18 protein-coding genes and 1 pseudogene are annotated in these 23,849 nt (G+C 59.1%); 7 read left to right on the top strand and 12 right to left on the bottom strand.

The features are described 5' to 3' along the window. Positions 1–6: 6 nt before the first annotated feature. From Q7V03_RS06465 to pgk, 6 genes are all read right to left on the bottom strand, one after another. The gene (locus tag Q7V03_RS06465) at positions 7–1,377 is read right to left on the bottom strand and encodes a pyruvate dehydrogenase complex E1 component subunit beta (RefSeq protein ID WP_304924787.1); all 1,371 of its coding nucleotides are present in this window, start codon (positions 1,375–1,377) and stop codon (positions 7–9) included. An 11-nt stretch (positions 1,378–1,388) separates the two neighbouring features. Beyond that, entirely contained in the window at positions 1,389–2,378 is a 990-nt protein-coding gene (pdhA, locus tag Q7V03_RS06460; protein ID WP_304924786.1) for a pyruvate dehydrogenase (acetyl-transferring) E1 component subunit alpha, read from the bottom strand. A 297-nt stretch (positions 2,379–2,675) separates the two neighbouring features. Further along, on the bottom strand, positions 2,676–2,978 hold the full coding sequence (locus tag Q7V03_RS06455; protein WP_304924785.1) for a septum formation initiator family protein: 303 nt from the start codon (positions 2,976–2,978) through the stop codon (positions 2,676–2,678). A gap of 158 nt (positions 2,979–3,136) precedes the next feature. After that, positions 3,137–4,066: a class I fructose-bisphosphate aldolase gene (locus tag Q7V03_RS06450; RefSeq protein ID WP_304924784.1), complete on the bottom strand. Its 930-nt coding sequence runs from the start codon at positions 4,064–4,066 to the stop codon at positions 3,137–3,139. Between the two features lie 81 nt (positions 4,067–4,147). Further along, positions 4,148–4,930: an SDR family oxidoreductase gene (locus tag Q7V03_RS06445; protein ID WP_304924783.1), complete on the bottom strand. Its 783-nt coding sequence runs from the start codon at positions 4,928–4,930 to the stop codon at positions 4,148–4,150. A 315-nt stretch (positions 4,931–5,245) separates the two neighbouring features. After that, positions 5,246–6,433, bottom strand: a complete 1,188-nt coding sequence (gene pgk, locus Q7V03_RS06440; RefSeq protein WP_304924782.1) for a phosphoglycerate kinase — start codon at positions 6,431–6,433, stop codon at positions 5,246–5,248. Between the two features lie 233 nt (positions 6,434–6,666). On the opposite strand from pgk, the gene Q7V03_RS06435 reads away from it, so the two are divergent. Then, a complete protein-coding gene (locus Q7V03_RS06435) occupies positions 6,667–7,176 on the top strand; it encodes a peptidylprolyl isomerase (protein ID WP_304924781.1) in 510 nt (169 codons plus the stop codon). Further along, positions 7,166–7,717: a peptidylprolyl isomerase gene (locus tag Q7V03_RS06430; RefSeq protein ID WP_304924780.1), complete on the top strand. Its 552-nt coding sequence runs from the start codon at positions 7,166–7,168 to the stop codon at positions 7,715–7,717. The genes Q7V03_RS06435 and Q7V03_RS06430 overlap by 11 nt, the downstream gene beginning before the upstream one ends. A gap of 88 nt (positions 7,718–7,805) precedes the next feature. On the opposite strand, the gene tyrS is transcribed toward Q7V03_RS06430, so the two are convergent. Further along, complete coding sequence (gene tyrS, locus Q7V03_RS06425; RefSeq protein ID WP_304924779.1) at positions 7,806–9,056, bottom strand: tyrosine--tRNA ligase; 1,251 nt, start codon at positions 9,054–9,056, stop codon at positions 7,806–7,808. A 57-nt stretch (positions 9,057–9,113) separates the two neighbouring features. On the opposite strand from tyrS, the gene Q7V03_RS06420 reads away from it, so the two are divergent. Then, on the top strand, positions 9,114–10,208 hold the full coding sequence (locus Q7V03_RS06420; protein WP_304924778.1) for an anhydro-N-acetylmuramic acid kinase: 1,095 nt from the start codon (positions 9,114–9,116) through the stop codon (positions 10,206–10,208). Positions 10,209–10,272: 64 nt separating this feature from the next. Here the strand turns inward: Q7V03_RS06420 and rarD are convergent, their stop codons facing one another. Further along, positions 10,273–11,178 (bottom strand): EamA family transporter RarD, encoded by a 906-nt coding sequence (rarD, locus tag Q7V03_RS06415; protein WP_304924777.1) that lies wholly within the window; start codon positions 11,176–11,178, stop codon positions 10,273–10,275. Between the two features lie 51 nt (positions 11,179–11,229). After that, positions 11,230–12,135, bottom strand: a complete 906-nt coding sequence (locus tag Q7V03_RS06410) for a fatty acid desaturase (RefSeq protein WP_304924776.1) — start codon at positions 12,133–12,135, stop codon at positions 11,230–11,232. A gap of 68 nt (positions 12,136–12,203) precedes the next feature. On the opposite strand from Q7V03_RS06410, the gene Q7V03_RS06405 reads away from it, so the two are divergent. Continuing rightward, positions 12,204–13,274, top strand: a complete 1,071-nt coding sequence (locus Q7V03_RS06405) for an FAD-binding oxidoreductase (protein WP_304924775.1) — start codon at positions 12,204–12,206, stop codon at positions 13,272–13,274. A 61-nt stretch (positions 13,275–13,335) separates the two neighbouring features. Here Q7V03_RS06405 and eno read toward each other — a convergent pair whose 3' ends face one another. The 3 genes from eno to Q7V03_RS06390 are packed head-to-tail and all read right to left on the bottom strand — an operon-like array spanning position 13,336 to position 15,964. Beyond that, on the bottom strand, positions 13,336–14,613 hold the full coding sequence (eno, locus tag Q7V03_RS06400; protein ID WP_304924774.1) for a phosphopyruvate hydratase: 1,278 nt from the start codon (positions 14,611–14,613) through the stop codon (positions 13,336–13,338). Positions 14,614–14,656: 43 nt separating this feature from the next. Next, positions 14,657–15,550: a DMT family transporter gene (locus Q7V03_RS06395; RefSeq protein ID WP_304924773.1), complete on the bottom strand. Its 894-nt coding sequence runs from the start codon at positions 15,548–15,550 to the stop codon at positions 14,657–14,659. A 3-nt stretch (positions 15,551–15,553) separates the two neighbouring features. Further along, positions 15,554–15,964 carry a Fur family transcriptional regulator gene (locus tag Q7V03_RS06390; RefSeq protein ID WP_304924772.1) on the bottom strand — a complete coding sequence of 137 codons (411 nt, stop codon included), beginning with the start codon at positions 15,962–15,964 and terminating at the stop codon, positions 15,554–15,556. 129 nt (positions 15,965–16,093) lie between these two features. Here Q7V03_RS06390 and Q7V03_RS06385 point away from each other — a divergent pair, with 129 nt between their 5' ends. From Q7V03_RS06385 to Q7V03_RS06375, 3 genes and pseudogenes are all read left to right on the top strand, one after another. Beyond that, positions 16,094–16,969: a DMT family transporter gene (locus tag Q7V03_RS06385; RefSeq protein ID WP_304924771.1), complete on the top strand. Its 876-nt coding sequence runs from the start codon at positions 16,094–16,096 to the stop codon at positions 16,967–16,969. 442 nt (positions 16,970–17,411) lie between these two features. After that, on the top strand, positions 17,412–21,107 hold the full coding sequence (locus Q7V03_RS06380; protein ID WP_304924770.1) for a vitamin B12-dependent ribonucleotide reductase: 3,696 nt from the start codon (positions 17,412–17,414) through the stop codon (positions 21,105–21,107). A gap of 1,379 nt (positions 21,108–22,486) precedes the next feature. After that, a pseudogene (locus Q7V03_RS06375) lies at positions 22,487–23,683 on the top strand (AIPR family protein); the annotation flags it as partial. Between the last annotated feature and the right edge of the window lie 166 nt (positions 23,684–23,849).

Genomic DNA, 23,849 nt, shown 5'->3' with positions numbered 1-23,849 from the left:
GCCTCCTTAACGGTAGCAAACAGATTTGACGGCGGCGACCACATCAGCGGTCGTCACCAGCGCCAGCTTTTCAAGGTTGGCTGCATAAGGCATCGGCACGTCCTTGCCCGTGCAGGTGATCACCGGCGCGTCCAGATAATCAAACGCCCGCTGCATGATCGTGCTGGCCAGATGGTCGCCAATCGAGCCGACAGGGAAGCCTTCTTCCACCGTCACGCAACGGTTGGTTTTCTGCACAGATGCCAGCACCGTATCATAATCAATTGGACGCAGCGTGCGCAGATCAATCACCTCAGCCGAAATACCCTCTTTCGCAAGTAAATCAGCAGCTTCCAGCGCATACTTCATGCCAATGCTGAACGACACGATGGTCACATCGGTGCCTTCGCGCCAAATCCGCGCCTTGCCGAACGGAATGGTGAAATCCGGCAGATCTGGCACTTCAAACGACTGGCCGTACATGATCTCGTTCTCAAGGAAGATCACCGGGTTCGGATCGCGAATAGCCTGCTTCAACAAGCCCTTAGCATCTGCCGCCGAATAGGGCATCACCACTTTCAAACCGGGAATCGCAGCGTACCATGCGGTGAAATCCTGAGAATGCTGCGCACCAACCCTAGCTGCCGCGCCATTGGCCCCCCGGAACACAATCGGGCACCCCAACTGACCGCCCGACATGTAATTGGTCTTGGCGGCGGAATTCAGAATATGGTCAATGGCTTGCAGCGCAAAGTTAAACGTCATGAACTCGACAATCGGGTTCAGACCACCCCAAGCCGCCCCCACCGCGATGCCAGTAAAGCCCATTTCGGTGATCGGCGTATCGACGACGCGCTTTGCCCCAAACTCGGCCAGCAAGCCTTGGGAAATCTTGTAAGCGCCCTGATACTCGCCAACTTCCTCGCCCATCAGCATCACATTTGGATTGGCGCGCATCTCTTCGGCCATCGCCTCACGCAACGCTTCGCGCACGGTCATGGTTTTCATCGGCGTGCCTTCCGGCCAGTCCGCCGAGGCTTTCGACACAACTGCCGCCGCCGGGGCCGCAACCGCCGCCGCCGGGGCCGCAACCGCCGCCACCGAAGCCGCCACTGCCACAGTCGCAACCGGGGCAGGCGCTGCATCCGCCGATTCCCCAGCCTCGACCAGCACCATGATCGCGGTATTCACTTTCACACCCGAGGTGCCTTCAGCCACCAGAATCCGGCCCACAATGCCTTCATCCGCCGACTCAAACTCCATCGTCGCCTTGTCTGTCTCAATCTCAGCGATGATCTGGCCCGATTTGACCACATCACCTTCCTTGACCATCCACTTTGCCAAAGTGCCTTCTTCCATCGTCGGAGAAAGCGCCGGCATCAATACGTCTACTGCCATGGTGTTCCCCCTCAGGCGTAAATATCGGTCCAAAGCTCCGCCAATGCGGGCTCCGGGCTGGCCTTGGCGAACTCAGCGCTCGCGTTCACAACGTCCTTGATTGACTTATCAATCGCCTTCAGCTCCTCATCCGAGCAAAGGCCAGCGCTCAGCAGCAGATCGCGCACATGTTCGATGGCATCCTTCTCGGATTTCATCTTTTCAACCTCTTCCCGCGTGCGATATTTCGCCGGGTCCGACATCGAATGGCCGCGATAGCGGTAGGTCATCATTTCCAAAATGTACGGACCCTTGCCCGCCCGGCAATGCGCCACAGCCTTCGCCCCGGCTTCCTTCACCGCCAGCACATCCATGCCGTCGACCTGCTCACCGGGAATGCCATAAGCCAAACCGCGCCCGAACAGGGTCTCGGACTTGGTCGAGCGCGCCTGCGAAGTGCCCATGGCGTAGTGGTTGTTCTCAATGACAAAAATCACCGGAAGCGCCCAGAGTTCCGCCATGTTATAGGTCTCATAGACCTGCCCTTGGTTCGCCGCCCCGTCACCGAAGTAGGTGAAGGTCACATTGTCATTGCCCTTGTACTTATCGGCAAACGCCAGACCCGCACCCAAAGGCACCTGAGCCCCCACAATGCCATGCCCGCCGTAGAAATGCTTCTCGCGGCTGAACATATGCATGCTTCCGCCCTTGCCCTTCGAGTATCCCCCCGAACGCCCGGTCAATTCCGCCATCACACCATTGGCTTCCATACCGCAGGCCAGCATATGGCCGTGGTCGCGATAAGACGTGATGCGCTTGTCGCCTTCCTTGGTGCAGGCTTCAAGGCCGACAACCACCGCTTCTTGCCCGATATAGAGGTGACAAAACCCCCCGATCAGACCCATGCCATAAAGCTGCCCGGCCTTTTCCTCGAATCGGCGGATCAGCAGCATCTCGCGGTAGAACTTCAGCAGTTCTTCCTTCGAGACGTTTGATTTCTCTGGGGCTTTTTTTGCAGCCAACTCGGCATCCTCCCGTCACGCTGTTAAGATAGTTTAGTATTAAACCATCTATACCGCATCGGAGAAATAACGCAAAACAGAAAATGCAGCAGGGGCAAAAGGGCAGGGCAACCAACAAAATCGCGCCGCCTTACAAAGCGGGCCGCGCTAACGGCCCTCCTCTCTGCTCAAACATTAGACCGGAATGCCAAGCGATTGCGGTTAGCCCGAGGCTGCAACACCTCAGCAGCCCCAGCCTTTCAGAAAAATTCGAGCACATCACGCAATGTAGGGTGGGGTTTACCCCACCGCGCGTCGTCAGCGGATGACAACCTCATCGGCGCGCAGATAGCCCAACACATCGCGCAGTTGTTCATCCAGCAAATCAATGTCGAGATAATCATCCGACAGCCGCTTGGTCAGATTCTGCAGCCGCGCCAGTTCCGCCTTCAGTTGATCCCGCTCCACCCGCAACTCTGCGGCTTCCGCGTTGATCTGCACCCGGCGGAACACGCCGTAATCGCCCTGAATTGCGGCAAAGGCAAAATAACTGCCCAGCGTGAAGGTGGCCATGAAGAACAACATGCCAGCAAAAGCGGGCCGGGATTGGGTCTGGATCATCTGTCTTGCCTCAAATCCGCCCCTCATACCCGGGGGAGGTTGTTTTTATGATGCCACAAAGCCAAACCCTTGGGAAACAAGAAAATGCTGCCGCGCATAAAATCCGTAAGGCGCGCCAGAACCCTGTCCAGCGCGCCCACCAACCGCAGTCAGAAAACTCAGGCCTTGCCCTTGTAGATATCGACCAACTTGCTCAGCATCGCCAAAGCATCTTCGCGTTTGCGTTGGAACGAATTACGCCCGATGATCGAGCCATTGCCGCCGCCATCACGGATCGCCCGCGCGTCATCATAGACGGCATCGACGCCCTTCGAGGCCCCACCCGAGAACACCACAATCCGCCGGCCCGCGAACGAGGCATCCATACAATGCTTCACCCGAGCCGCTTGGGTTGCGATATCAATCTGCTCTTTCTCATAGACCTTCTTCGCCTCTGGCAGCATCAGATGATCGGTCGACAGCTTGATCTTGATGATATGCGCGCCCAAAAGCGCCGCGATCTGCGCCGCATAGGCCGCCACGTCAATCGCGGTCTCGCCGTCTTTGGTGATCGCTTCGCCACGCGGATAAGACCAGATCACCGTCGCCACACCCTTGGCAGCCGCCTCGCGCCGCATCGCGACGATTTCTTCATACATATCAAGCTGCATGTCGGAACCCGGATAAATCGTAAAGCCAATCGCCGCACAACCCAGCCGCAAAGCATCGTCTACGCTCGCCGTCACTGCCTGATTCTTCCCCGCCGTATCTGACATCAACGAATTGGCCGAGTTCACCTTCAAAATCGTCGGAATCTGCCCGGCAAAAGTATCCGCCCCGGCTTCCAGCATCCCCAAAGGTGAGGCAAACGCATTCAGCCCGGCGTCAATCGCCAACTGATAATGGTAATGCGGGTCATAGCCCGCCGGATTGACCGCGAAGTTCCGCGCCGGCCCATGCTCAAAGCCCTGATCCACCGGCAGAATGATCATTTTTCCGGTGCCGCCGAGTTTACCCTCCATCAGCATCCGGCACAGATTGGCCTTCACGCCGGGGGTTTCGCCTTCGTAATTGGCTAGGATTTTTTGAACTGCTTTGGTCGCGCGCATCTTATGCTCCATCCGGGAAAGGTCAGTTTGGTGGTAGAAAGGTTCGAAGCGCCGCGCAATATTGGTTGCGCTAACAACGCTTTACCAGCGCTTTTTCAGGAAGATACCTGCCATAAACGCGATCATCCGGCGCGGGGCAATGCGGGGCGCGAAGGCAAACAGCTTGTTCATGCCCCCCACCACCTTCACCCGTCGGCCCTTGTTCATCGCTTCCCAGCCTGCAAGCGCCACGCTTTGCGCCGTGGGCAGCGGCAGGCGCGAGATCACCAGCTTCTTCTCCACCTCAGCCGCAGCAAAGAACTGCGTCGCCGTTGGCCCCGGACACACCGCCGTCACCGTCACCCCTGACCCGCGCAATTCCTCGGAGGCGGCTTCGGACAGGCTGAGCAGATAGGCCTTGGTGGCGTGATACACCGCCATATGCGGCCCCGGCATAAACCCCGCCGTGGAGGCCACATTGATGATCCGCCCAGACCCCTGCGCCTTCATATGCGCCGCCGCGCGTTTCAGCAGGATCGTCGCCGCAATCACATTCACCGCAAGGCTATCAGCCTCACGCGGCCAGCCTTCGGCGTCGGTCAGATCACCATTGTGGCCCAGTCCTGCATTGTTCACCAACACGCCAATCTGCCGCCCGCGGCTGGCCTGATCCCACAACCGCTCTACCGCGACAGGGTCGGTCAAATCGGCGGGGATCACCTCGACCGCCACAGTGTAAGCCCGCCGCAGACTGGTCGCATGGGCCTGAAGCTTATCCACCGAGCGCGCAGTGAGGATCACGTCAAAGCCATCTTTGGCGGCCAAAGTGGCAAATTCCCGCCCCAGCCCCTCGGAAGCCCCGGTCACCAAAGCCCAGATCGCCATGCCACACCCTCCGCTCTACGCGACGATCATGCAAATCCGCAGCGCCCGACGCCAGTAGAATTCGCACCGCAGCAAGGCTTTCGTGTCAAACACGGATAAGGCGGCCTCGCAACAACCACCCCCCACGGGTGCAGCCTCGGCGGAGCGAAAACGGCACGCGGCCCGAACGCCCAGCGCGCCACCCGCGCCGAATAGACAAACGCGCCGGGGGCAAAGCTGCCGTCCCAGCGCGTCATAAGTTAACAAAACCTGACCGAGATCTTGTAAACCCTTGATTTGTCACGCATCAAGCGGTTGTTCACGCGTGGACACGCGTTACCCCAGTGCCGCCACGCCCGGCAAAGTCTTGCCTTCCATCCACTCCAGAAACGCCCCGCCAGCGGTGGAAATAAAGGTGAAATCCTGCGCAGCCCCGGCCTGATTCAATGCCGCCACCGTATCGCCGCCGCCTGCCACCGACACCAGCTTGCCATCCTTGGTCAGCCGTGCCGCAGCCCGCGCCGCCGCATTGGTGGCCGCATTGAACGGTTCAATCTCAAACGCCCCCAGCGGCCCGTTCCAGATCAGCGTCTTGCAGCCCTCGAATACCTTGGTCAGCGCCGCCACCGTCTTCGGCCCCGCATCCAAGATCATCGCATCGCTGGGGCAATCCTTGACGCTGACGGTTTCATTCGCAGCCCCCGCCTTGAACGCGCGGGCCACAACCACATCGACGGGCAAATGAATCACACAGCCCGAAGCCTTGGCCTTCTCTACAATCTCTAACGCCGTCGCGGCCATGTCCCGCTCGGCCAGAGATTTGCCAACCTCAACCCCCTGGGCCACCAAGAACGTGTTCGCCATCCCGCCGCCGATCACCAGATGATCGACGCGGCCCACCAAATTGCCCAGCAATTCCAGCTTGGTCGAAACTTTCGCCCCACCCACAACCGCCACCACAGGCCGCACCGGATCGCCCAACGCCGCCTCAAGTGCCTTCAACTCCGCCTCCATCAACCGCCCCGCAGCCGAGGGCAACAGCGCTGCTATCCCAGCGGTTGAAGCATGCGCACGGTGTGCCGCCGAAAACGCGTCATTCACAAACACATCGCCCAAAGCCGCCATCTGCGCGGCCAAGTTCGGATCGTTCTTTTCCTCGCCCGGATGGAACCGGGTGTTCTCCAGCAGCACCACATCGCCCTGCGCGGCCTCAGAAATCGCGGCCTTGGCGACATCGCCCACACAATCGGCCCCAAACACCACGCGGCGCCGCAAAGCCGCTTCCAAAGCGCCCTGCACATGGACAAGGCTCATCTGGGGCACAATCTTGCCCTTGGGCCGATCAAAATGCGCCAGCAACACCACCTTGGCCCCACGTGCGATCAAATCCTCAACCGTGGGCACGATTTTCTCGATCCGCGTCGCATCACTCACCACGCCGTTTTCCATCGGCACGTTGATATCCACACGGGTCAGCACGGTTTTACCGGCCAGACCCATATCGTCGATCGTCTTCCAGGCCATTGATGCCTCCATAACTGTTTGCAACTGTTTCCGCCGATCTCACGCATTCGTCAACCTAGAGTGTGGTGCGTTCGATTGGGGTCTCGTATTCTCTTTGCGCCCGAGGCAGCGAATGCTCTTGCAAACGTGTTCGGGCGCAGAGTGAATTCCCGTCAACGCAACACGCTTAAGCCCTTCCCCTTCCGGCCTTGGATGGTTACTTTCCGCCCCAGATCAAAATAAGGATGCGCCCCATGGCCGAGATCAAAGACCCGGAAAACACCATCATCATCACCCTGAAGGATGGCGAGGTGGTTCTGGAACTGCTGAACGACATTGCACCCAAGCATGTCGAGCGGATGAAAACCCTTGCCCGCGCAAAGGCTTACGACAACGTCTGCTTTCACCGCGTGATTGACGGCTTCATGGCGCAGACCGGCGATGTCGCCAATGGCAACATGGAAAGCGATTTCAACCTGCGCCGCGCGGGCACGGGCGGATCCGAGCATCCCGATCTGCCAGCCGAGTTTTCCGGCATCCCGCATGACCGTGGCACGATTGGCGCTGCGCGTTCGGCCAGCCCGAACTCGGCCAACAGCCAGTTTTTCATCAACTTTTCCGACAACCACTTCCTGAACCGCCAATATACGGTTTACGGTCGCGTGATCAAAGGCATGGAACATGTCGATAAAATCACCAAGGGCGAACCGCCAGCAAACCCCGATCGCATGATCACCGTGCGGGTGGCTGCCGATGTTGCGTAACATCCTTGCAGCCTTGCTGTTGACCGCGGCCCCTGCTTTTGCCGAAGGCGACGGCCCCGGTCCGAACCTGGTGATTGAGGTTTCCGGTGCGGCCAAAGGCGAGATCGTGATTGATCTTGACACCAAAGACGCGCCGAAACACGTCGCCCAAATCACCGCTCTGGCGCAAAAAGGCGCTTATGATGGCGTGGTGTTCCACCGTGTCATTGATGGCTTCATGGCGCAAACCGGCGATGTGCAATTCGGCAAAGCAGGCGGCGATACCGGGCAAGCTGGTATGGGCGGCTCTGATATGCCGAACATTCCGGCTGAATTCTCGGACGTGCCGTTTGCGCGTGGCATCGTTGGCATGGCGCGTTCCGCTGATCCTGACAGTGCCAACAGCCAGTTCTTCATCATGTTCGCGCCGGGCGATTTCCTGAACGGCCAATACACCGTTATTGGCAAAGTCATCAAAGGCATGGATGTGGTCGACGCCATCCAGCGCGGCGAGCCGCCAGCGACGCCTGACGTGATGACGAAAGTCACCGTTCAGCAATAAGAGCGCCCGTTCACTAACGGCGAACATGCAGTCACAAACAAAAAAGGGGGCCAGAACGGCCCCCTTTTCCACACCCTAAATCAATGGCTTAGTCCAAAACCACCAAAGCATGACGCTTCTTGCCCGCCGTCAGCTTTAACGGTTCCACCAGCATCCCAGCCCCCACGCGCAGGCCCGCATCCGTCACCAACTCGTCATTCATCCGCGCGCCGCCTTCTTGGATCAGACGTTTGGCATCCTTGCCAGTGGCCGCTAAGCCCGCGCGCACGAACAGTTGCACGATGCCCAGACCATCCGACAACTCTGACGCCAGCACCCGCAACGTCGGCAAATCATTCCCCACGCCGCCCTTTTCAAACACCTCGCGCGCGGTGGCTTCCGCGGCCAAAGCAGCCTCCACGCCATGCAGCAAACCGGTCACCGCATTGGCCAAAACGATCTTGGCATCATTGATCGCCGAGCCTTCCAATGCGCCCAGCCGATCACATTCCTCCAGCGGCAGTTCAGTATACAGCTTCAGAAACTTCCCCACATCGGCGTCGGTGGTGTTGCGCCAGAACTGCCAGAACTCATAGGGCGAATACATATCGGCATTCAGCCACACCGCGCCAGACTGCGATTTGCCCATCTTTTTGCCGTCCGAAGTGGTCAGCAAAGGTGAGGTCAAACCATACACTTCATGATCGATCACCCGGCGGGTCAAATCCACGCCGTTGACGATATTGCCCCACTGATCGCTGCCGCCCATCTGCACGAGACAGCCATAGCGGCGGTTCAGTTCCAAAAAGTCATAAGCCTGCAAAATCATATAGTTGAACTCTAGGAACGACAGTGATTGCTCACGGTCCAACCGCGATTTGACACTTTCAAAGGACAACATCCGATTGACGCTGAAATGCTTGCCGATGTCGCGCAGAAAGCCAAGGTAGTTCAGATCGTCCAGCCATTCGGCGTTATTCACCATCACCGCATCGGTAGCCCCATCGCCAAACGTCACATACGGCGAAAACGCCCGCTTGATGCCCGCGATATTGTCATCGATCTGCGCGTTGGTCAGCAATGGCCGCTCATCGGCGCGAAAGCTGGGATCGCCCACCTTGGTCGTGCCGCCGCCCATCAGCACGATCGGTTTGCCGCCACATTTCTGCAGCCACCGCAGCATCATGATCTGGATCAGGCTGCCCACATGCAGGCTTTTCGCCGTGGCATCAAAGCCGATATAGCCCGGCACCACGCCCTTGGCCAAAGCCTCGTCAAGCGCCTGATAATCCGTGCAATCGGCGAGATACCCGCGGGTCATCATCACACGCATGAAATCAGATTTCGGATGGTAGGTCATGGCACACTCATGCTTTAAGGTAGGGCGGGTATAGCGGGCGAGGGGGCCAAGGGGAAGATGGCGAAACAGGGTGCTGTTTGGGTTTTGGGCACAATGTCGGGCACCTCGCTGGACGGAGTCGATGCCGCCACGCTGCGCACCGATGGGCATGAGATCTTAGAGTTCGGCCCCGATGCCTACCGCCCCTACACCGCCGCCGAACAGGCCACCATCCGCAAAGCCTTCGGCCAGTGGCCGGGTGATCCAGACGTGGCCGCCGCCGCCGAAGTGGTTGAGACTGCCCATGCCGAAATTCTCGCCCGCTTCTCTGGTGCCGAGATGATCGGCTTTCACGGCCAGACCCTTGCGCATGATCCGGGCCACGCCCGCACCCACCAAGCCGGCAACGGCCAGCTTCTGGCGCAAGCGCTAAACCTGCCTGTGGTCTGGGATTTTCGCTCTAGCGATGTGCAAATGGGCGGGCAGGGCGCACCCCTCGCCCCATTCTTTCACTTTGCCTGCGCCAAGTATATCCATGCCCCCGAACCGCTTGCGATCCTGAATCTTGGCGGCGTCGGCAATATCACCTGGATCGACCCCAGCCAGCCCAACCCAGACACGCCCGGTGCGCTGTTGGCGTTTGACACCGGCCCCGCCAACGCGCCCGTTAACGATCTGATGCAAATTCGCCTTGGCCTTCCCCAAGACGAAAGCGGTGCTTTGGCCACAACGGGGCGCGTGGATGAAAAACTGGTGCAGGCTTTCCTAACCCAAGCCTATTTCCACAAAATCCCGCCGAAGTCGCTCGACCGCAACGATTTCCAGCCGTTTTTCAAGAAAACCCACAAACTCTCCAACGCCGATGCTGCCGCCACCCTGACCGCGATTGCCGCCGCCTGCGTCGCCAAAGCCGCCGAGCATTTCCCGCATCCCATCACCCGTCTTCTGGTCGCGGGCGGCGGTCGCCACAACGCCGCTATGATGGCGCAACTAACGCAACGCATGAATTGCACAGCTGAACCGATTGAAAATGCAGGGTTAAATGGAGATATGTTAGAGGCGCAAGCCTTCGCCTACCTCGCCGCCCGCGTCGCCTTCGGCCTGCCAACCTCCTGCCCAAGCACCACTGGGGTTGCGGCAGCGGTAGGTGGTGGACAGATCAGCCGCCCATAATTTGTGCTGAATTGCGCGTTAACCACAACTCACTCCCCGCGGGGAAGACATAAAGCGCGCGCCGCTACCTTCCCACCGCCCGCGCTTGCCGCACCATCGACACCGTATAAATCACCAGCGCCACCCATATCATCGGAAACGCAATCATCTTGCCGCGCCCAAACGGCTCGCCAAACACGAACACCGCCGTCAGGAAGATCATCGTTGGCGCGATATATTGCATGATGCCAATGGTTGATAACCGCAGCAGCTTTGCGCCATTGGCATAGACCATCAGTGGCACGGCCGTCACCAATCCGCACGACAGCAAAAGCACGGTATCCGACGTCACCCCCGCCATGAAATGACTGCGCCCCGTCGCCTGCGCCCAAATCACATAGGCCAGCGCAAACGGCAACAGGATCAACACCTCAAGGAAAAACCCTTGGTTCGGCCCGATTGGAAGCGATTTCTTGAGGTAAGCGTAAATCCCCCAAGTCACCGTCAGCCCCAAAGCCACCAGCGGCAGCTTGCCCGCCTCAATCGTCAGCACCAGCACCGCCAATGCCGCCAACGCAATCGCGCCTTTCTGCGCGCGGCTTAGCCGCTCGCCCAGCAGCACAGCCCCCAGAAACACCGAGAACAACGGGTTGATATAATAGCCCAAAGCCGCATCCAGCGCATGGCCCGCGCCAATCGACCAAACGTAAATCCCCCAGTTCACCGAGATCAATGCCGCCGTCGCGAAGCCCATCAGCAGCATCCGCGGTGTGCGCAAAGCCACCCACAAATCCGCCGTCCGCCCCGTCGCCCAAAGCACCGCGCCCGCAATCGGAATCGACCAGATCACCCGATGCGCGATCACTTCCGCCGGCGAAATATGCCCAACCGCCTTCATGAAGATCGGCAGAAACCCCCACAAAAGATAGGCGGTCAGCGCAAAGCCAAAGCCACGCAGCGAGTCTTCATTCTTGGGGGAGATGTTTTCCATGGCCCTAGCTACCCCCGCGCCAAGCCCCACGCCACGGCTAACTTGTAACCATTACATTCGCCGCACGAGGTAGCCCTTGGTAAACGCCGCATAGCCATCGGCCGTTTCGCGCAACTCCGTCTTCATCAGCTTGTGCAACGCAGGCAACTGATGAAACGGTACCGCCGGATAGACGTGATGCTCGACATGATAGGGCATGTTCCACGCCAAAAACCGCATCAGCGCCGTGGTGAAGGTGGTGCGGGTGTTCTCAAACATATTCACCACCTGCGGGCAGTCGCCATGCTCGGCCAAAAGATACAGCCGCAGCGCGGGCTGGCCCAGCACGACGGGCAGCAGCCAGACCCAGAACAACAGCGGGCTGATCAGCAAACTGGCCAAGACCGCCGCATACCCCATGATCATCCCCCGCGCCTCGGCTAGGATCCGGGGCAGGGCACTGGCGGGCAAGTATTCCGCCTCCGCCCGGCCACCGCCCAGATCAACCAGCAGCTTCACTTCCGAAATCCAATACGGAAGTCCCGAAACATGCCACAGCCAAGCCTTCAGCCCGCTTGGTTTTTCCGAAGCAAGTTCGGGGTCTTTGCCCGCCAGATTGGTCCAGCGGTGATGCGCCAGATGAAAGTAGCGGAACCACTGAAACGGCAGAAGCAACAAGAATCCGCAAAAGTGCCCTACGGCTTCATTGAACCGTTCCGACGCAAACGGCGTCTTATGCGTCGCCTCATGCTCCAGCGTGAACAAAAACACGATCAGCACACCCTGCACCGGCAGCAAAATCCACCACCCCGGCACACCCAATGCGATCAGCGCACCCACGCCAACAATCGCCCCCAGATGCCCCGCCAAATGCCAAAGCCCGGCCCGATCCGACCGCGCAATCAGCCGCGCCCGTAGATCAGGCGCAAGGTTTGCAACAAAGCTTTTGTGATCCATCGCCGCAATCTGCCGCAGCACATCTCCCCAAACAAGCCCCCCTTTCCAATGCCGAACCCCCATGCAACGCTGAGCGGAAAGGAGGCCCCATGCCGCAATCCGTCCTCATCATCGGCGCAGGCATCATCGGGGCCAGCCTTGCCTTTCACCTCGCGCGCGCAGGGGCCAAAGTGACAGTGTTGGAATCCGCATCCCCCGCCAGCGCCGCCTCGGGCCGCAGCTTTGGCTGGATCAACGCCAGTTTCTACGCATCGCCCGCCCACCACCACTTGCGGGTGGCAGCGATGTCCGCGCATCACCGATTGGCAGCCGTGCTGTCCGACCACGCGCCAAACTGGCAAGGCACTTTGTGGTTTGAGCACGAAGGGCAGGGCTTTGACCAAAAAGCCGAAGAACTTGCGGCCCTCGGCTATCCCGCTACGCCTGTAACCCGCGCCGAAATCGCTAAGTTAGAGCCTCACTTAGCCAATCCCCCCGCTCAAGCCTTGCATATCGCAATCGAAGGTGCCGTCGACCCCGTCGCTCTGACCCGCGCGCTGCTCGCAGCCTCGGGAGCTAAGATTCTAAGTGGTATCGCAGCCAAATCGCTGATTGAAAACGGCGGTCAGATCAAGGGCGTGCGCACGGCGATCGGTCCGTTCAGCGCCGATCATACCGTGCTGGCCGCTGGCATCGCCACGCCTGCACTGCTGGCACCGATTGGGCTTGATTTGCCAATGCTCGCCCGCCCCGGCATCATGGTTTACAGCAAACCTGTCGGCTGGCGCGTCAACCATATCCTTGTCACCCCCGATCAGGAAATCCGCCAAGACCCCAGCGGTGCTTTGCTTGCCCCCGGTGTGGCCAACCATCAGGCAGATGCCTCCGAGTCTATCGCCGTCCCCTCTGCGATGGCCGAAGCCACGATCCACCGCCTGCGCGCCCGCTTCAACGCGCCCGATCTGACACTGGACCGCTTCGCCCTTGGTTATCGCCCCGTCCCCGCCGATGGCCTGCCGCTGATCGGCACTGTGCAACCGGGACTGAGCCTTGCCGTGATGCACTCGGGGATAACGCTTTCCGCTTTGGCTGGAGAGGCTTTAGCGGCTGAAATCATGGGGCAGGGCGAGCATCCCTTGCTGGCCGATTTCCGCCCCGGCCGCTTGCTGAAGTCGCTTTAACCCATGAAAAAACCACGCAAAGCAATACTTTGCGTGGTTTCAAAATCGCTTTCAGAAAGCCTTAGCCGCGCAGGATAGAGCGCCCGGCATATTCCGCCGTCTCGCCCAGCATTTCCTCAATACGGATCAGCTGGTTGTATTTCGCCAACCGATCCGAGCGCGACAGCGAGCCGGTTTTGATCTGGCCGCAGTTGGTCGCAACCGCCAAGTCAGCAATCGTGCTGTCTTCGGTTTCGCCCGAACGATGCGACATCACATTGGTATAACGCGCGCGATGCGCCATATCCACGGCTTGCAATGTTTCGGTCAGGGTGCCGATCTGGTTGACCTTCACCAGCATCGAATTGGCGCAACCGGCCTTGATGCCCTCGGCCAAACGACGCGGATTGGTCACGAACAAATCGTCGCCAACCAGCTGAATTTTGTCGCCCAGCCTGTCGGTCAACAGCTTCCAGCCTGCCCAATCGTCTTCCGAACAGCCGTCTTCAATCGAGATGATCGGGTAATCCGCTGCCAAGCCCGCCAAGAAATCGACGTTCTCTTCGATGGACAGGGATTTCCCCTCGCCCTTCATCTCATACTTGCCGCCCTTGAAGTATTCGGTCGCGGCACAATCGAGCGCAAGGAACATATCCTCACCGGGGCGATAGCCCGCCTTCTCAATCGACTTCAGAATGAAATCAAGCGCATCGCGGGCCGAGTTCAGGTTCGGTGCAAAGCCGCCCTCATCGCCGACATTGGTGTTATGCCCCGCCGCCGACAGCTCTTTTTTCAGAGTGTGGAACACTTCCGAACCCATCCGAATGGCCTCGCGGATGTTTTCCGCGCCCACCGGCATGATCATGAATTCTTGGATATCAATCGGGTTATCGGCATGTTCGCCGCCGTTGATGATGTTCATCATCGGCACCGGCAACATCCGCGCCGAGGTGCCGCCAACATAGCGGAACAATGGCTGCCCGGTGAACTCTGCCGCGGCTTTCGCCACTGCCAAAGACACGCCCAGAATGGCGTTCGCGCCCAGACGCGATTTGTTCGGCGTGCCGTCCAACTCGATCATGGTGCGGTCGATGCCAACCTGTTCGGTCGCGTCAAAGCCCACGATTTCTTCGGCCAACTCGCCGTTGACTGCGGCCACAGCCTCTAACACGCCCTTGCCCATATAGCGCGATTTGTCGCCGTCGCGGCGCTCGTTGGCTTCATGCGCGCCCGTCGAGGCCCCCGATGGCACCGCCGCACGGCCCTGCGCGCCGCTTTCCAGCAACACATCAACTTCAATGGTGGGATTGCCGCGGCTGTCGAGAATCTCGCGGGCGTGGATATCAATGATCGTGCTCATGTCAGGCCTCCAAATGGGCGGAAATGGTGCTCTCTTGGGCGTCTTAGCCCAAGGGTGCGTTCAAGGAAAGCGCGTGTTTGCGGGCGCGTTCGCGCGCAAACGAATAAAGCCCCGAGGCGACGATAAGCCCCGATCCGCACAAGGTTATGACATCGGGCCATTCGTGGAACACAAACGCCCCGATCAGTACCGCAAACACCAGCCGGACATAGCGGAAGGGAGCGACCACCGAAATCTCGCCAGTGCGGGTCGCTCCAATGATCGCCCAATAGCCGCCGGTGCCGAACACAAGCGCCCCGATCAAAGCGTAGGTTTCCCAGAGGGTTGGCACAGCCACTTCACCCGATCCCGCCATCATCAGCGCGCCCAGCAATGTCACCGCGAGCAGACCCCAAGCCGAGACCTGCGCGGTGGAACTTTCCGGTGGAATCTTCCGCGCGGCCAAGTCACGCAAAGTCAGCCCCGCTACGGTGATCAGCACCCACAACGCCTCGGGGCGAAACCCATCCAAACCGGGGCGGATCACCAGCAGCACGCCGGCAAAGCCGACCGCAATCGCCGACCAGCGCCGCCAGCCGACCTGCTCTTGCATGAACAAAGCCGCCGCCATCGTCACCGCCAAGGGCATCGCCTGCAAAACCGCTGAGACGGTAGACAAAGGCACGGTGGCAAGTGCGGTGATATAGGCGAAAGTGCCGACCATTTCACCAAGCCCGCGCGCCAAAACCCAAGGGTGCAACGCCTGTTTGGTGAACACCTTTTGCCGCTGCTGCCAAGCCATCATCACGAACACCACAACGCCAAACACGCCGGAAACAAACACAATCTCACCCACAGGCAGGCTGGCGGCTGCCCATTTCAGGAACATGTCCTCTAGCCCAAACAGGGCCATCGACACCACCATCAACAGGATGCCGCGCAGGTTATCCGAGGCCAAACTCTATCCCTTCTTGACCGGAACGCCGAGCAGTTCCAGACGGTGTCCGATCAACCGATAGCCCAGTCGCGCCGCAATGCGCTCTTGCAGGGCTTCAATCTCGGGGTCCACAAATTCAATGACTTGCCCGGTGTTCACGTCGATCAGATGGTCGTGGTGATCGCGCTCGGCATCTTCATAACGGGCGCGGCCATCGCCAAACTCCAGCCGCTCCAGCAGGCCACATTCCTCAAACAGCTTGACCGTGCGATACACGGTGGCAAGGGAGATCTTCGGGTCAACCTGCGCTGATCGCGCATAGAGTTCTTCCACATCCGGGTGATCTTCGGCCGCCGCGATCACCCGTGCCACCACACGGCGCTGATCGGTCATCCGCAAGCCCTTGGCGACCCCGCGCGCGATCAGATCCGACATGACAAGGTCCCCTACATTGCCCGGTTTGTTATGGCGCGTGTAAGGGAAACCGCGCGGTGCTGCCAGCGATTTTGCAGCCCTTGACTTCACCTTGCTGCCCCCAGAGGTTGGCGCAAAAATGAGGGCAAGATGCGTAAAGAGCGGCTGGACAGGGTAGGGCTGGCGGCGCTGATTGCGGTGACGTTCTTGTTGGCGGTCAATCAGATCGTGGTGAAAGAGGTCAATCGTGGCTTGCAGCCGGTATTCTTTGCAGGGTTGCGCTCGGCGTTGGCGATTGTGTTCGTCTATGCGTGGTTGAAGTATCGTGGGCTATGGGATCGGATTAAGATTGCCGATCTTGGCCCCGGCCTTGCCATTGGCGCGGTGTTTGCAGCCGAGTTTCTTTGTCTTTTCATAGCCTTGGACCTGACGGCTGTCAGCCGCGCCTCGGTGATCTTCTATTCCATGCCACTTTGGCTGGCCGTTGCTGCGCATTTCTGGCTGCCGAATGAGCGGATCACGCCCAAGCGGGGATTCGGGCTGGGTCTGGCCTTCATCGGCACCGCTTGGGCGATTCTGTCAAAAAGTCCCTCGGGTCACGCAAGCATTGCGGGCGACATGTTTGCTCTGGTCGGCGCCTGGGGCTGGGCGGGCACCGCATTTTTGGCACGCAAGACCCGGCTGCGTGAGGCTGGACCAGAAGCGCAACTGTTCTGGATGGTGTTGATTTCAGCGCCAATTTTACTGGCAGCAGCACCGTTTTTCGGCCCGCTGATCCGCAATATAGAGCCCATTCACTGGTTTTGGCTGGTGTTTCAGGCGGGAGTGATTGTCGCCGGTGTGTTCATCACTTGGCTGTGGTTGCTGTCTGTCTACCCGACCTCGACCGTCGCCAGCTTTTCCTTCCTGACCCCGCTGTTCGCCATTATCTTAGGATACTTAATTTTCGACGAAGCGTTGTCTTTTGGCCTCATCATGGCCGCCGGATTCGTCGCGGCGGGAATCGCGTTGATCAACCGCAGGTAGCGCATGGCTTTATCCACAGCCTGTGGAGGAATCAGCGCGCTGCTACGGCACCTGAGCCAAACCACGCAAGCATGCCGTGAAACTTGGGTTTTTGCGGCAGTTGCGATGCCACATTAAGCGCGATTTTGCAGACAGGGCTGCAAAAGGCTTACATCCGGGTAATGGCAGGTCTAGATATGCGCCGCAGGTCAAGCACAAAATCTAGTGTTTAAGTGTAAAAAATTCGTTGATGCGGCGCAAGAATTGCGACAATTTGACGACGCACCACCCGCTGCCACAAGATGTAGTGTGCCAGCAGAATGCCCAACCCTAGGTTTGCGCTCCCTGACGGAGCCATAGCGCCCGCATTTGGTGGCGCGGCAAGCACGGGACGGCGGGGTGCAGGGATTGTGGGACACAGACGCGGCGCAGCAGAAACCGCGCGAAAACATGGGACAGGCAGATGAAGATCGAGCGGAAGTTTACCACCGAAGCAACCGGTGCTTATGGCGCGTTGGCGTTTTCGACCACGGTGTCGGAAATCCGGAATCCTGATGGCACGGTTGTGTTTCGCAATGAAGCGGTCGAGGTTCCGCAGGGCTGGAGCCAAGTGGCTTCCGATGTTTTGGCGCAAAAATACTTCCGTAAAGCGGGTATCCCGGCACGGCTCAAGCGCGTGCGCGAAAAGGATATTCCGAAATTCCTCTGGCGCTCGGTGCCCGACGAGGATGCTCTGGCAGTGCTTCCTGTAGAAGAACGCCTGGTCGGTGAAACCTCTGCCAAGCAGGTCTTCGACCGTCTGGCGGGCGCTTGGGCCTACTGGGGTTGGAAGGGGGGCTATTTCACCACCGAGGCTGATGCCCGCGCCTATTATGACGAAATGCGCTTCATGCTGGCGCGGCAGATGGCAGCGCCGAACTCTCCGCAATGGTTCAACACCGGGCTGCACTGGGCCTACGGCATTGATGGCCCGTCGCAAGGCCACTACTACGTCGACCATATGACGGGCGTGCTGACTAAATCTAGTAGCGCCTATGAGCATCCGCAGCCGCACGCCTGCTTCATCCAATCGGTGAAGGATGATCTGGTCGGCGACGGTGGCATCATGGATCTGTGGGTGCGCGAGGCGCGCCTGTTCAAATATGGCTCGGGCACTGGTACCAACTTCTCCAGCCTGCGGGGCGAGGGCGAAAAGCTGTCGGGTGGCGGTAAATCCTCGGGCCTGATGGGGTTTCTGAAAATCGGCGACCGCGCGGCGGGTGCGATCAAATCCGGGGGCACCACACGCAGGGCTGCAAAAATGGTGATCTGCGATATGGATCACCCCGATGTTGAGGCTTTCGTGAACTGGAAGGTGATTGAGGAACAAAAGGTTGCCTCGCTGGTTGCCGGTTCCAAAGCCCATGAGTTGAAACTGAACGAGATTTTCACCGCGATCCGTCAGTGGGATGGATCAAGCGACGACTCGGTGGACCCGGCCAAGAACCCGGCGCTGAAAGCCGCGATCCGTTCGGCCAAAAAGGCTATGATCCCGGACACTTATACCAACCGTATCCTGCAATACGCCAAGCAAGGCTTCACCAGCATTGAATTCCCCACCTATGACGTGGATTGGGATTCCGAGGCATACATTACCGTCTCCGGCCAGAACTCCAATAACTCGGTCCGCGTCACCGATGCTTTCTTGAAAGCCGTGAAAGACGATGCCGATTGGGCGCTGATCCGGCGCACCGATGGCAAGACCGCGAAAACCCTGAAAGCCCGCGATCTGTGGGATCAGGTTGGCCATGCCGCTTGGGCCTGTGCCGATCCGGGCATCCAGTTTCACGACACAGTAAACGCCTGGCACACCTGCCCGGAAGATGGTGCCATTCGCGGCTCTAACCCCTGCTCGGAATACATGTTCCTTGATGATACCGCCTGTAACCTTGCCTCGATGAACCTGCTGACCTTCTTCAAGGACGGCAAGTTTGACGCTGACGCCTACATTCACGCCACCCGGCTGTGGACGGTGACGCTGGAGATCTCTGTGATGATGGCGCAATTTCCGTCGAAGGAAATCGCGCAACTGTCCTATGATTTCCGCACCCTGGGTTTGGGTTATGCCAATATCGGCGGGCTTTTGATGAACATGGGGTTGGGCTACGATTCCACCGAAGGCCGCGCCTTCTGTGGTGCTTTGACGGCACTGATGACCGGGGTTTCCTATGCAACCTCCGCCGAGATGGCCTCCGAACTCGGCGCTTTCAGCGGCTATGCCCGCAACGCCCAGCACATGCTGCGGGTGATCCGCAACCACCGCGCCGCAGCCTATGGCAAGACCAGCGGGTATGAAGGCGTCAACGTCAATCCGGTGGCGTTGGATGCCGCCAACTGCCCCGACCAAACGCTCGTGACACTGGCAAAATCGGCGTGGGATGAGGCGCTGACGCTTGGTCAAGCGCACGGTTACCGCAACGCGCAGACCACGGTGATTGCACCAACGGGCACCATCGGTCTGGTGATGGATTGCGACACCACAGGTATTGAGCCTGACTTCGCGCTGGTGAAGTTCAAGAAACTGGCGGGCGGTGGCTATTTCAAGATCATCAACCAATCGGTGCCTGCGGCGCTTGAAAAGCTGGGTTATACCACGAGCCAAGCCGCTGAAATCGTGGCCTATGCCGTCGGTCATGGCTCGATCGGCAATTGCCCCGGAATCAACACCACCGCCCTTGTCGGCCACGGCTTTGGCGCGCGTGAGTTGGAAAAGATTGAGGCAGCTTTGCCATCGGCTTTTGATATCCGCTTTGTGTTCAACCAATGGACGATTGGCGAGGATTTTTGCAAGAAGACCCTCGGAATCCCGGCAGAAAAGCTCCGCGACCCCAGCTTTGATCTGCTGCGCCATCTGGGCTTTACCAAAGCCCAGATCGACGCCGCCAACGACCATGTCTGCGGCACGATGACACTGGAAGGCGCGCCTTTCCTGAAGCCTGCGCATTATTCGGTGTTCGATTGCGCCAATCCGTGTGGGAAAACCGGCAAGCGTTACCTGTCGGTGGACAGCCATATCTACATGATGGCCGCTGCCCAGTCGTTCATCTCGGGCGCGATTTCAAAGACCATCAACATGCCGAATTCGGCGACGATTGCCGAAACGCTTGCGGCGTATGAATTGTCGTGGTCCTTGGGCATCAAAGCCAACGCGCTCTATCGCGACGGATCAAAGCTGTCGCAGCCCTTGGCCTCGGCCTTGGTAGAGGATGACGAGGAGGCTGAAGAAATCTTGTCTTCGGGCTCGAACCAAGAAAAAGCCGCCGTTCTGGCCGAGAAAATCGTCGAGAAGATTATCTACAAGGAAATCATCCGTACCAGCCGCGAAAAGCTGCCCGAGCGCCGCAAGGGCTACACCCAGAAAGCCATCGTCGGAGGGCATAAGGTCTACCTGCGCACCGGCGAATATGTCGACGGCCGCTTGGGTGAGATTTTCATCGACATGCACAAGGAAGGTGCGGGTTTTCGCGCGATGATGAACAACTTCGCCATCGCGATCTCGGTCGGCCTGCAATACGGCGTGCCGCTGGAAGAATATGTCGAGGCCTTCACCTTCACCCGCTTCGAACCGGCAGGCATGGTTCAAGGCAACGATTCTGTGAAAAACGCCACCTCGATCCTAGATTACATCTTCCGCGAACTGGCGATTTCGTACCTTGATCGGACTGACCTTGCACATGTCAAACCCACGGGTGCCTCGTTCGACGATCTCGGTCGCGGGGTCGAGGAAGGCAAGCGCAACGTCTCGGAAGTGACCGATCAGGCGGCCACCCGTGGGCTTGAAGTGTTGAAACAGATCAGCTCAACGGGCTATCTGCGCAAGCGCCTGCCGTCGGAACTGGTGATGCTGCAAGGTGGGATGGGGGCGACAGCGCTGGCCAACGGCACCGATCCGGTCTCGGCGCTGAACATGCTGATCCCCGAAACCGCCCGGTCGATGGGTGGGGCCATCAGTGGCGGCACGGCGCTGGCGACGGGCACCGTGACGATGGACCTGCGGGTGAAAGCAAAGATGCAAGGCTACGAGGGCGATCCTTGCGGCGAGTGCGGCAACTACACGCTGGTCCGCAACGGCACCTGCATGAAGTGCAACACCTGCGGCGGGACGAGCGGCTGCAGCTGAGAAGAATTGAGTTTTGTTGTAGGTCGGGGCAATGATGCTCCCAAATCGGGGCACAATCGTCCCGGCTGGGGGCAAAGCTCGTCCCAAAGCGTAAACTTGGGAATAGTTAGTGCTGGCTATACCGCTGTGTTTACATTGAAAAACTCCGGAAAACCCAATAGAAATAAGGGTTTTCCGGTTTTCACTCTTCGGCCTGTGGCAGCCTTATCCGTGTCATGTTGCCAAGGAACTTTCGTGGCCCCGCCTAAGCTCATCAACATTGCCCTTGCCGATCCGACGCTGCAGAGAACATTGTCTCTGGAAGAGGTGCCATCATGGTTCCCAGGATAAACCTTGCAGATCCTGATATCGAGCCAACCGACGAGGAGCTTCGATCTCTGTCGTGGGCAGCGCGCGACACCGCCATTGCGCGGCACTTGCACGTGGAGGCCAGCTCCCGGGCCGAAATGAGAGGCAATCTACGCGCTTCCAGGGCTTCAGCCGCGCGGTTGATCCAGTAGGCAGGCCATTGGATGACATGTGAGGGGGCTTGGTATGACAGGAAATGAACAGCCCTCTCGGCACGACCCGACAGCTATGCGCCGACATGTACACGAATGTGAGGGACCGTTCGACATCCCGGCATATATAAACTGGCCTGAATCCTGGGCCGGACCAGAAGCAGACAAAAATCAAAGCTTATTGTAACCGCGTGCTGCGTTGCGGGGAAAGGGCTTCGTGCTTCCACCGCTGCGACCTGCACAATGCGAGGCTGTCCCGGAGTTTTGAAACAGGCGATGGATTGAACTGGTGCGACCCCTCGGCCCGGCAATGACTTGAGGGGCTGCAAGCCCACCTAGTTCCTCGGGTCGGTCTGACATCGGAATTTTCTACAAAATCAGTGAACGTGTGTTTGCGTTCATCACCGGTGTCAGCCTAGCATGGGTTGAGCTGGCGTGATTTGTTTTTCCGTATTTTCAACGGGATCGCCTTGGAGGCTGACCTTGGACAACCTGATCTAATTCAACCAGGAATTGCTTCTGGACCTGCGTGCCGAAGGGGCAGAGACCGATCTTCCTATCGGGGATCTCGCCTTTGAGCGCCTATGTTCGACGCTGGAGGCCGAGGGAGAGATCGAGACCTCCGATCGGACCGAGTATCGTGGGTCGTCTTCCGGAAAATCTCTGCGCATCGACGGGCACGGCGGCGATCCACGGGAGACGGACGGCGTGCTCAGCGTCATCGCCTGCGAGATCTTCGAGGATGACACGCCCGCAAGCCTGAACGCCGCAGATGCGAAAAAGCACTTCGGCCATCTCATCAATTTCGTGGCCGCGGCGCGGCGCCGGGATTTCCGTGACGAGCTGCATATCGAATCTCCGGAATTCGGCGTCGCCACCATGATCGCCGAGGCTTGGCCCGCGATCACCAAGGTCAAGCTGATCCTCGTGACCAACGGGGTCTACAATGCCCGCACCGACGCCGTACTGGCAGGCAAGATTGCCGACATTCCGGTCACCTACAACATTTGGGACCTTACCCGCATTCACCGGGTGGAGACGACGGGCTCGAAAGAAAAGATCATCGTGAAATTCGCCGAGGATTTCGATGGTGCCTTGCCCGCGCTCGCGGCGTCCGGGCCGGATACTGAGTACCCGTCCTATCTCGCCGTGATCCGGGGCCGCCAGCTTGCCGACATCTATGAGAAATGGGGCGCACGGCTGCTGGAATCCAACATCCGCAGCTTCATCCAGGCGTCACGGAAATCGGTGAACGACGGCATCCGCAATACAATCAAGGCCGAGCCGGAGATGTTCTTCAGCTACAACAATGGGTTGTCGGCAACCGCAGATGCCATCGAGACCGAGGTCGACGGGGCGGGGGTTCGGATCGTGTCGGCCCGGAACCTGCAGATCGTCAATGGCGGGCAGACCACGGCTTCGCTTCACGCTGCCCTGAAGCACAGTCCGGAGAACCTCGGACAGGTCCATGTCCAGCTAAAACTGACGGTGGTGCCGGCGGACAGCTCGGACCAGGTGGTGCCCAACATCTCGCGGTTCGCCAACAGCCAGAACAAGGTCAGTGCGGCGGATTTCTTTTCGAACCACCCGTTCCACATGCGGATGGAGGGCTATTCTCGCCGGGTTCTCGCACCGCCGCCGGAAGGGGCCAGCCGCCAGAGCCGCTGGTTCTATGAGCGTGCCCGGGGCCAGTATCAGGTGGAACGCGCGAAACTTGGCACGGCGGACCGCAGACGGTTTGACACCGAACACCCAAAATCCCAGCTGTTCGCCAAGACCGATCTTGCCAAGGTCGAGTTGTCCTTCCGCCTCAAGCCTGACACCGTCAGCAAAGGCGCGCAAAAGAATTTCGCGGCCTTCGCGGCCGATATCGGTGAAGCTTGGACAGCGAGCGACAAGAAGTACGACGAGACGTGGTTCAAGCGCCTCGTGGCCAAGGTGATCATCTTCCGGGCCTTGGAGAAAGCTATCCCCAAGCAGGACTGGTACCCCGGCGGCTACCGGGCCAACATCGTGACTTATGGGATCGCGAAACTGGTCCATGATGTGGAAAAGATGGACAAGGTTCTCGACCTTGATGCGGTGTGGAACTGCCAGCGGGTTGCCGCGCTGAACGCCTGGCTGGAGCAGCGTTGCCTCGCGTTGTGGCGGGAGACCGCCCATGGCAAGCAGCCCGGCACCATCGCCGATGTCTGGGCTGAGGAACAGGCCGCGCTGATGCCGTTGCCCGTTGCTTTTGACG

The sequence above is a fragment of the Cypionkella sp. genome (assembly GCF_030652235.1).
Classification (GTDB): Bacteria; Pseudomonadota; Alphaproteobacteria; order Rhodobacterales; family Rhodobacteraceae; genus Cypionkella.
This window is presented reverse-complemented; position numbering and strand designations above follow the sequence as displayed.

Coding starts and splice junctions, on each gene's coding strand:
- Q7V03_RS06465 (WP_304924787.1), bottom strand. CDS start 1,377: ATGGCAGTAGACGTATTGATGCCGGCGCTTTCTCCGACGATGGAAGAA.
- Q7V03_RS06455 (WP_304924785.1), bottom strand. CDS start 2,978: ATGATCCAGACCCAATCCCGGCCCGCTTTTGCTGGCATGTTGTTCTTC.
- Q7V03_RS06450 (WP_304924784.1), bottom strand. CDS start 4,066: ATGCGCGCGACCAAAGCAGTTCAAAAAATCCTAGCCAATTACGAAGGC.
- Q7V03_RS06445 (WP_304924783.1), bottom strand. CDS start 4,930: ATGGCGATCTGGGCTTTGGTGACCGGGGCTTCCGAGGGGCTGGGGCGG.
- pgk (WP_304924782.1), bottom strand. CDS start 6,433: ATGGCCTGGAAGACGATCGACGATATGGGTCTGGCCGGTAAAACCGTG.
- Q7V03_RS06435 (WP_304924781.1), top strand. CDS start 6,667: ATGGCCGAGATCAAAGACCCGGAAAACACCATCATCATCACCCTGAAG.
- Q7V03_RS06430 (WP_304924780.1), top strand. CDS start 7,166: ATGTTGCGTAACATCCTTGCAGCCTTGCTGTTGACCGCGGCCCCTGCT.
- tyrS (WP_304924779.1), bottom strand. CDS start 9,056: ATGACCTACCATCCGAAATCTGATTTCATGCGTGTGATGATGACCCGC.
- Q7V03_RS06420 (WP_304924778.1), top strand. CDS start 9,114: ATGGCGAAACAGGGTGCTGTTTGGGTTTTGGGCACAATGTCGGGCACC.
- rarD (WP_304924777.1), bottom strand. CDS start 11,178: ATGGAAAACATCTCCCCCAAGAATGAAGACTCGCTGCGTGGCTTTGGC.
- Q7V03_RS06405 (WP_304924775.1), top strand. CDS start 12,204: ATGCCGCAATCCGTCCTCATCATCGGCGCAGGCATCATCGGGGCCAGC.
- eno (WP_304924774.1), bottom strand. CDS start 14,613: ATGAGCACGATCATTGATATCCACGCCCGCGAGATTCTCGACAGCCGC.
- Q7V03_RS06390 (WP_304924772.1), bottom strand. CDS start 15,964: ATGTCGGATCTGATCGCGCGCGGGGTCGCCAAGGGCTTGCGGATGACC.
- Q7V03_RS06385 (WP_304924771.1), top strand. CDS start 16,094: ATGCGTAAAGAGCGGCTGGACAGGGTAGGGCTGGCGGCGCTGATTGCG.
- Q7V03_RS06380 (WP_304924770.1), top strand. CDS start 17,412: ATGAAGATCGAGCGGAAGTTTACCACCGAAGCAACCGGTGCTTATGGC.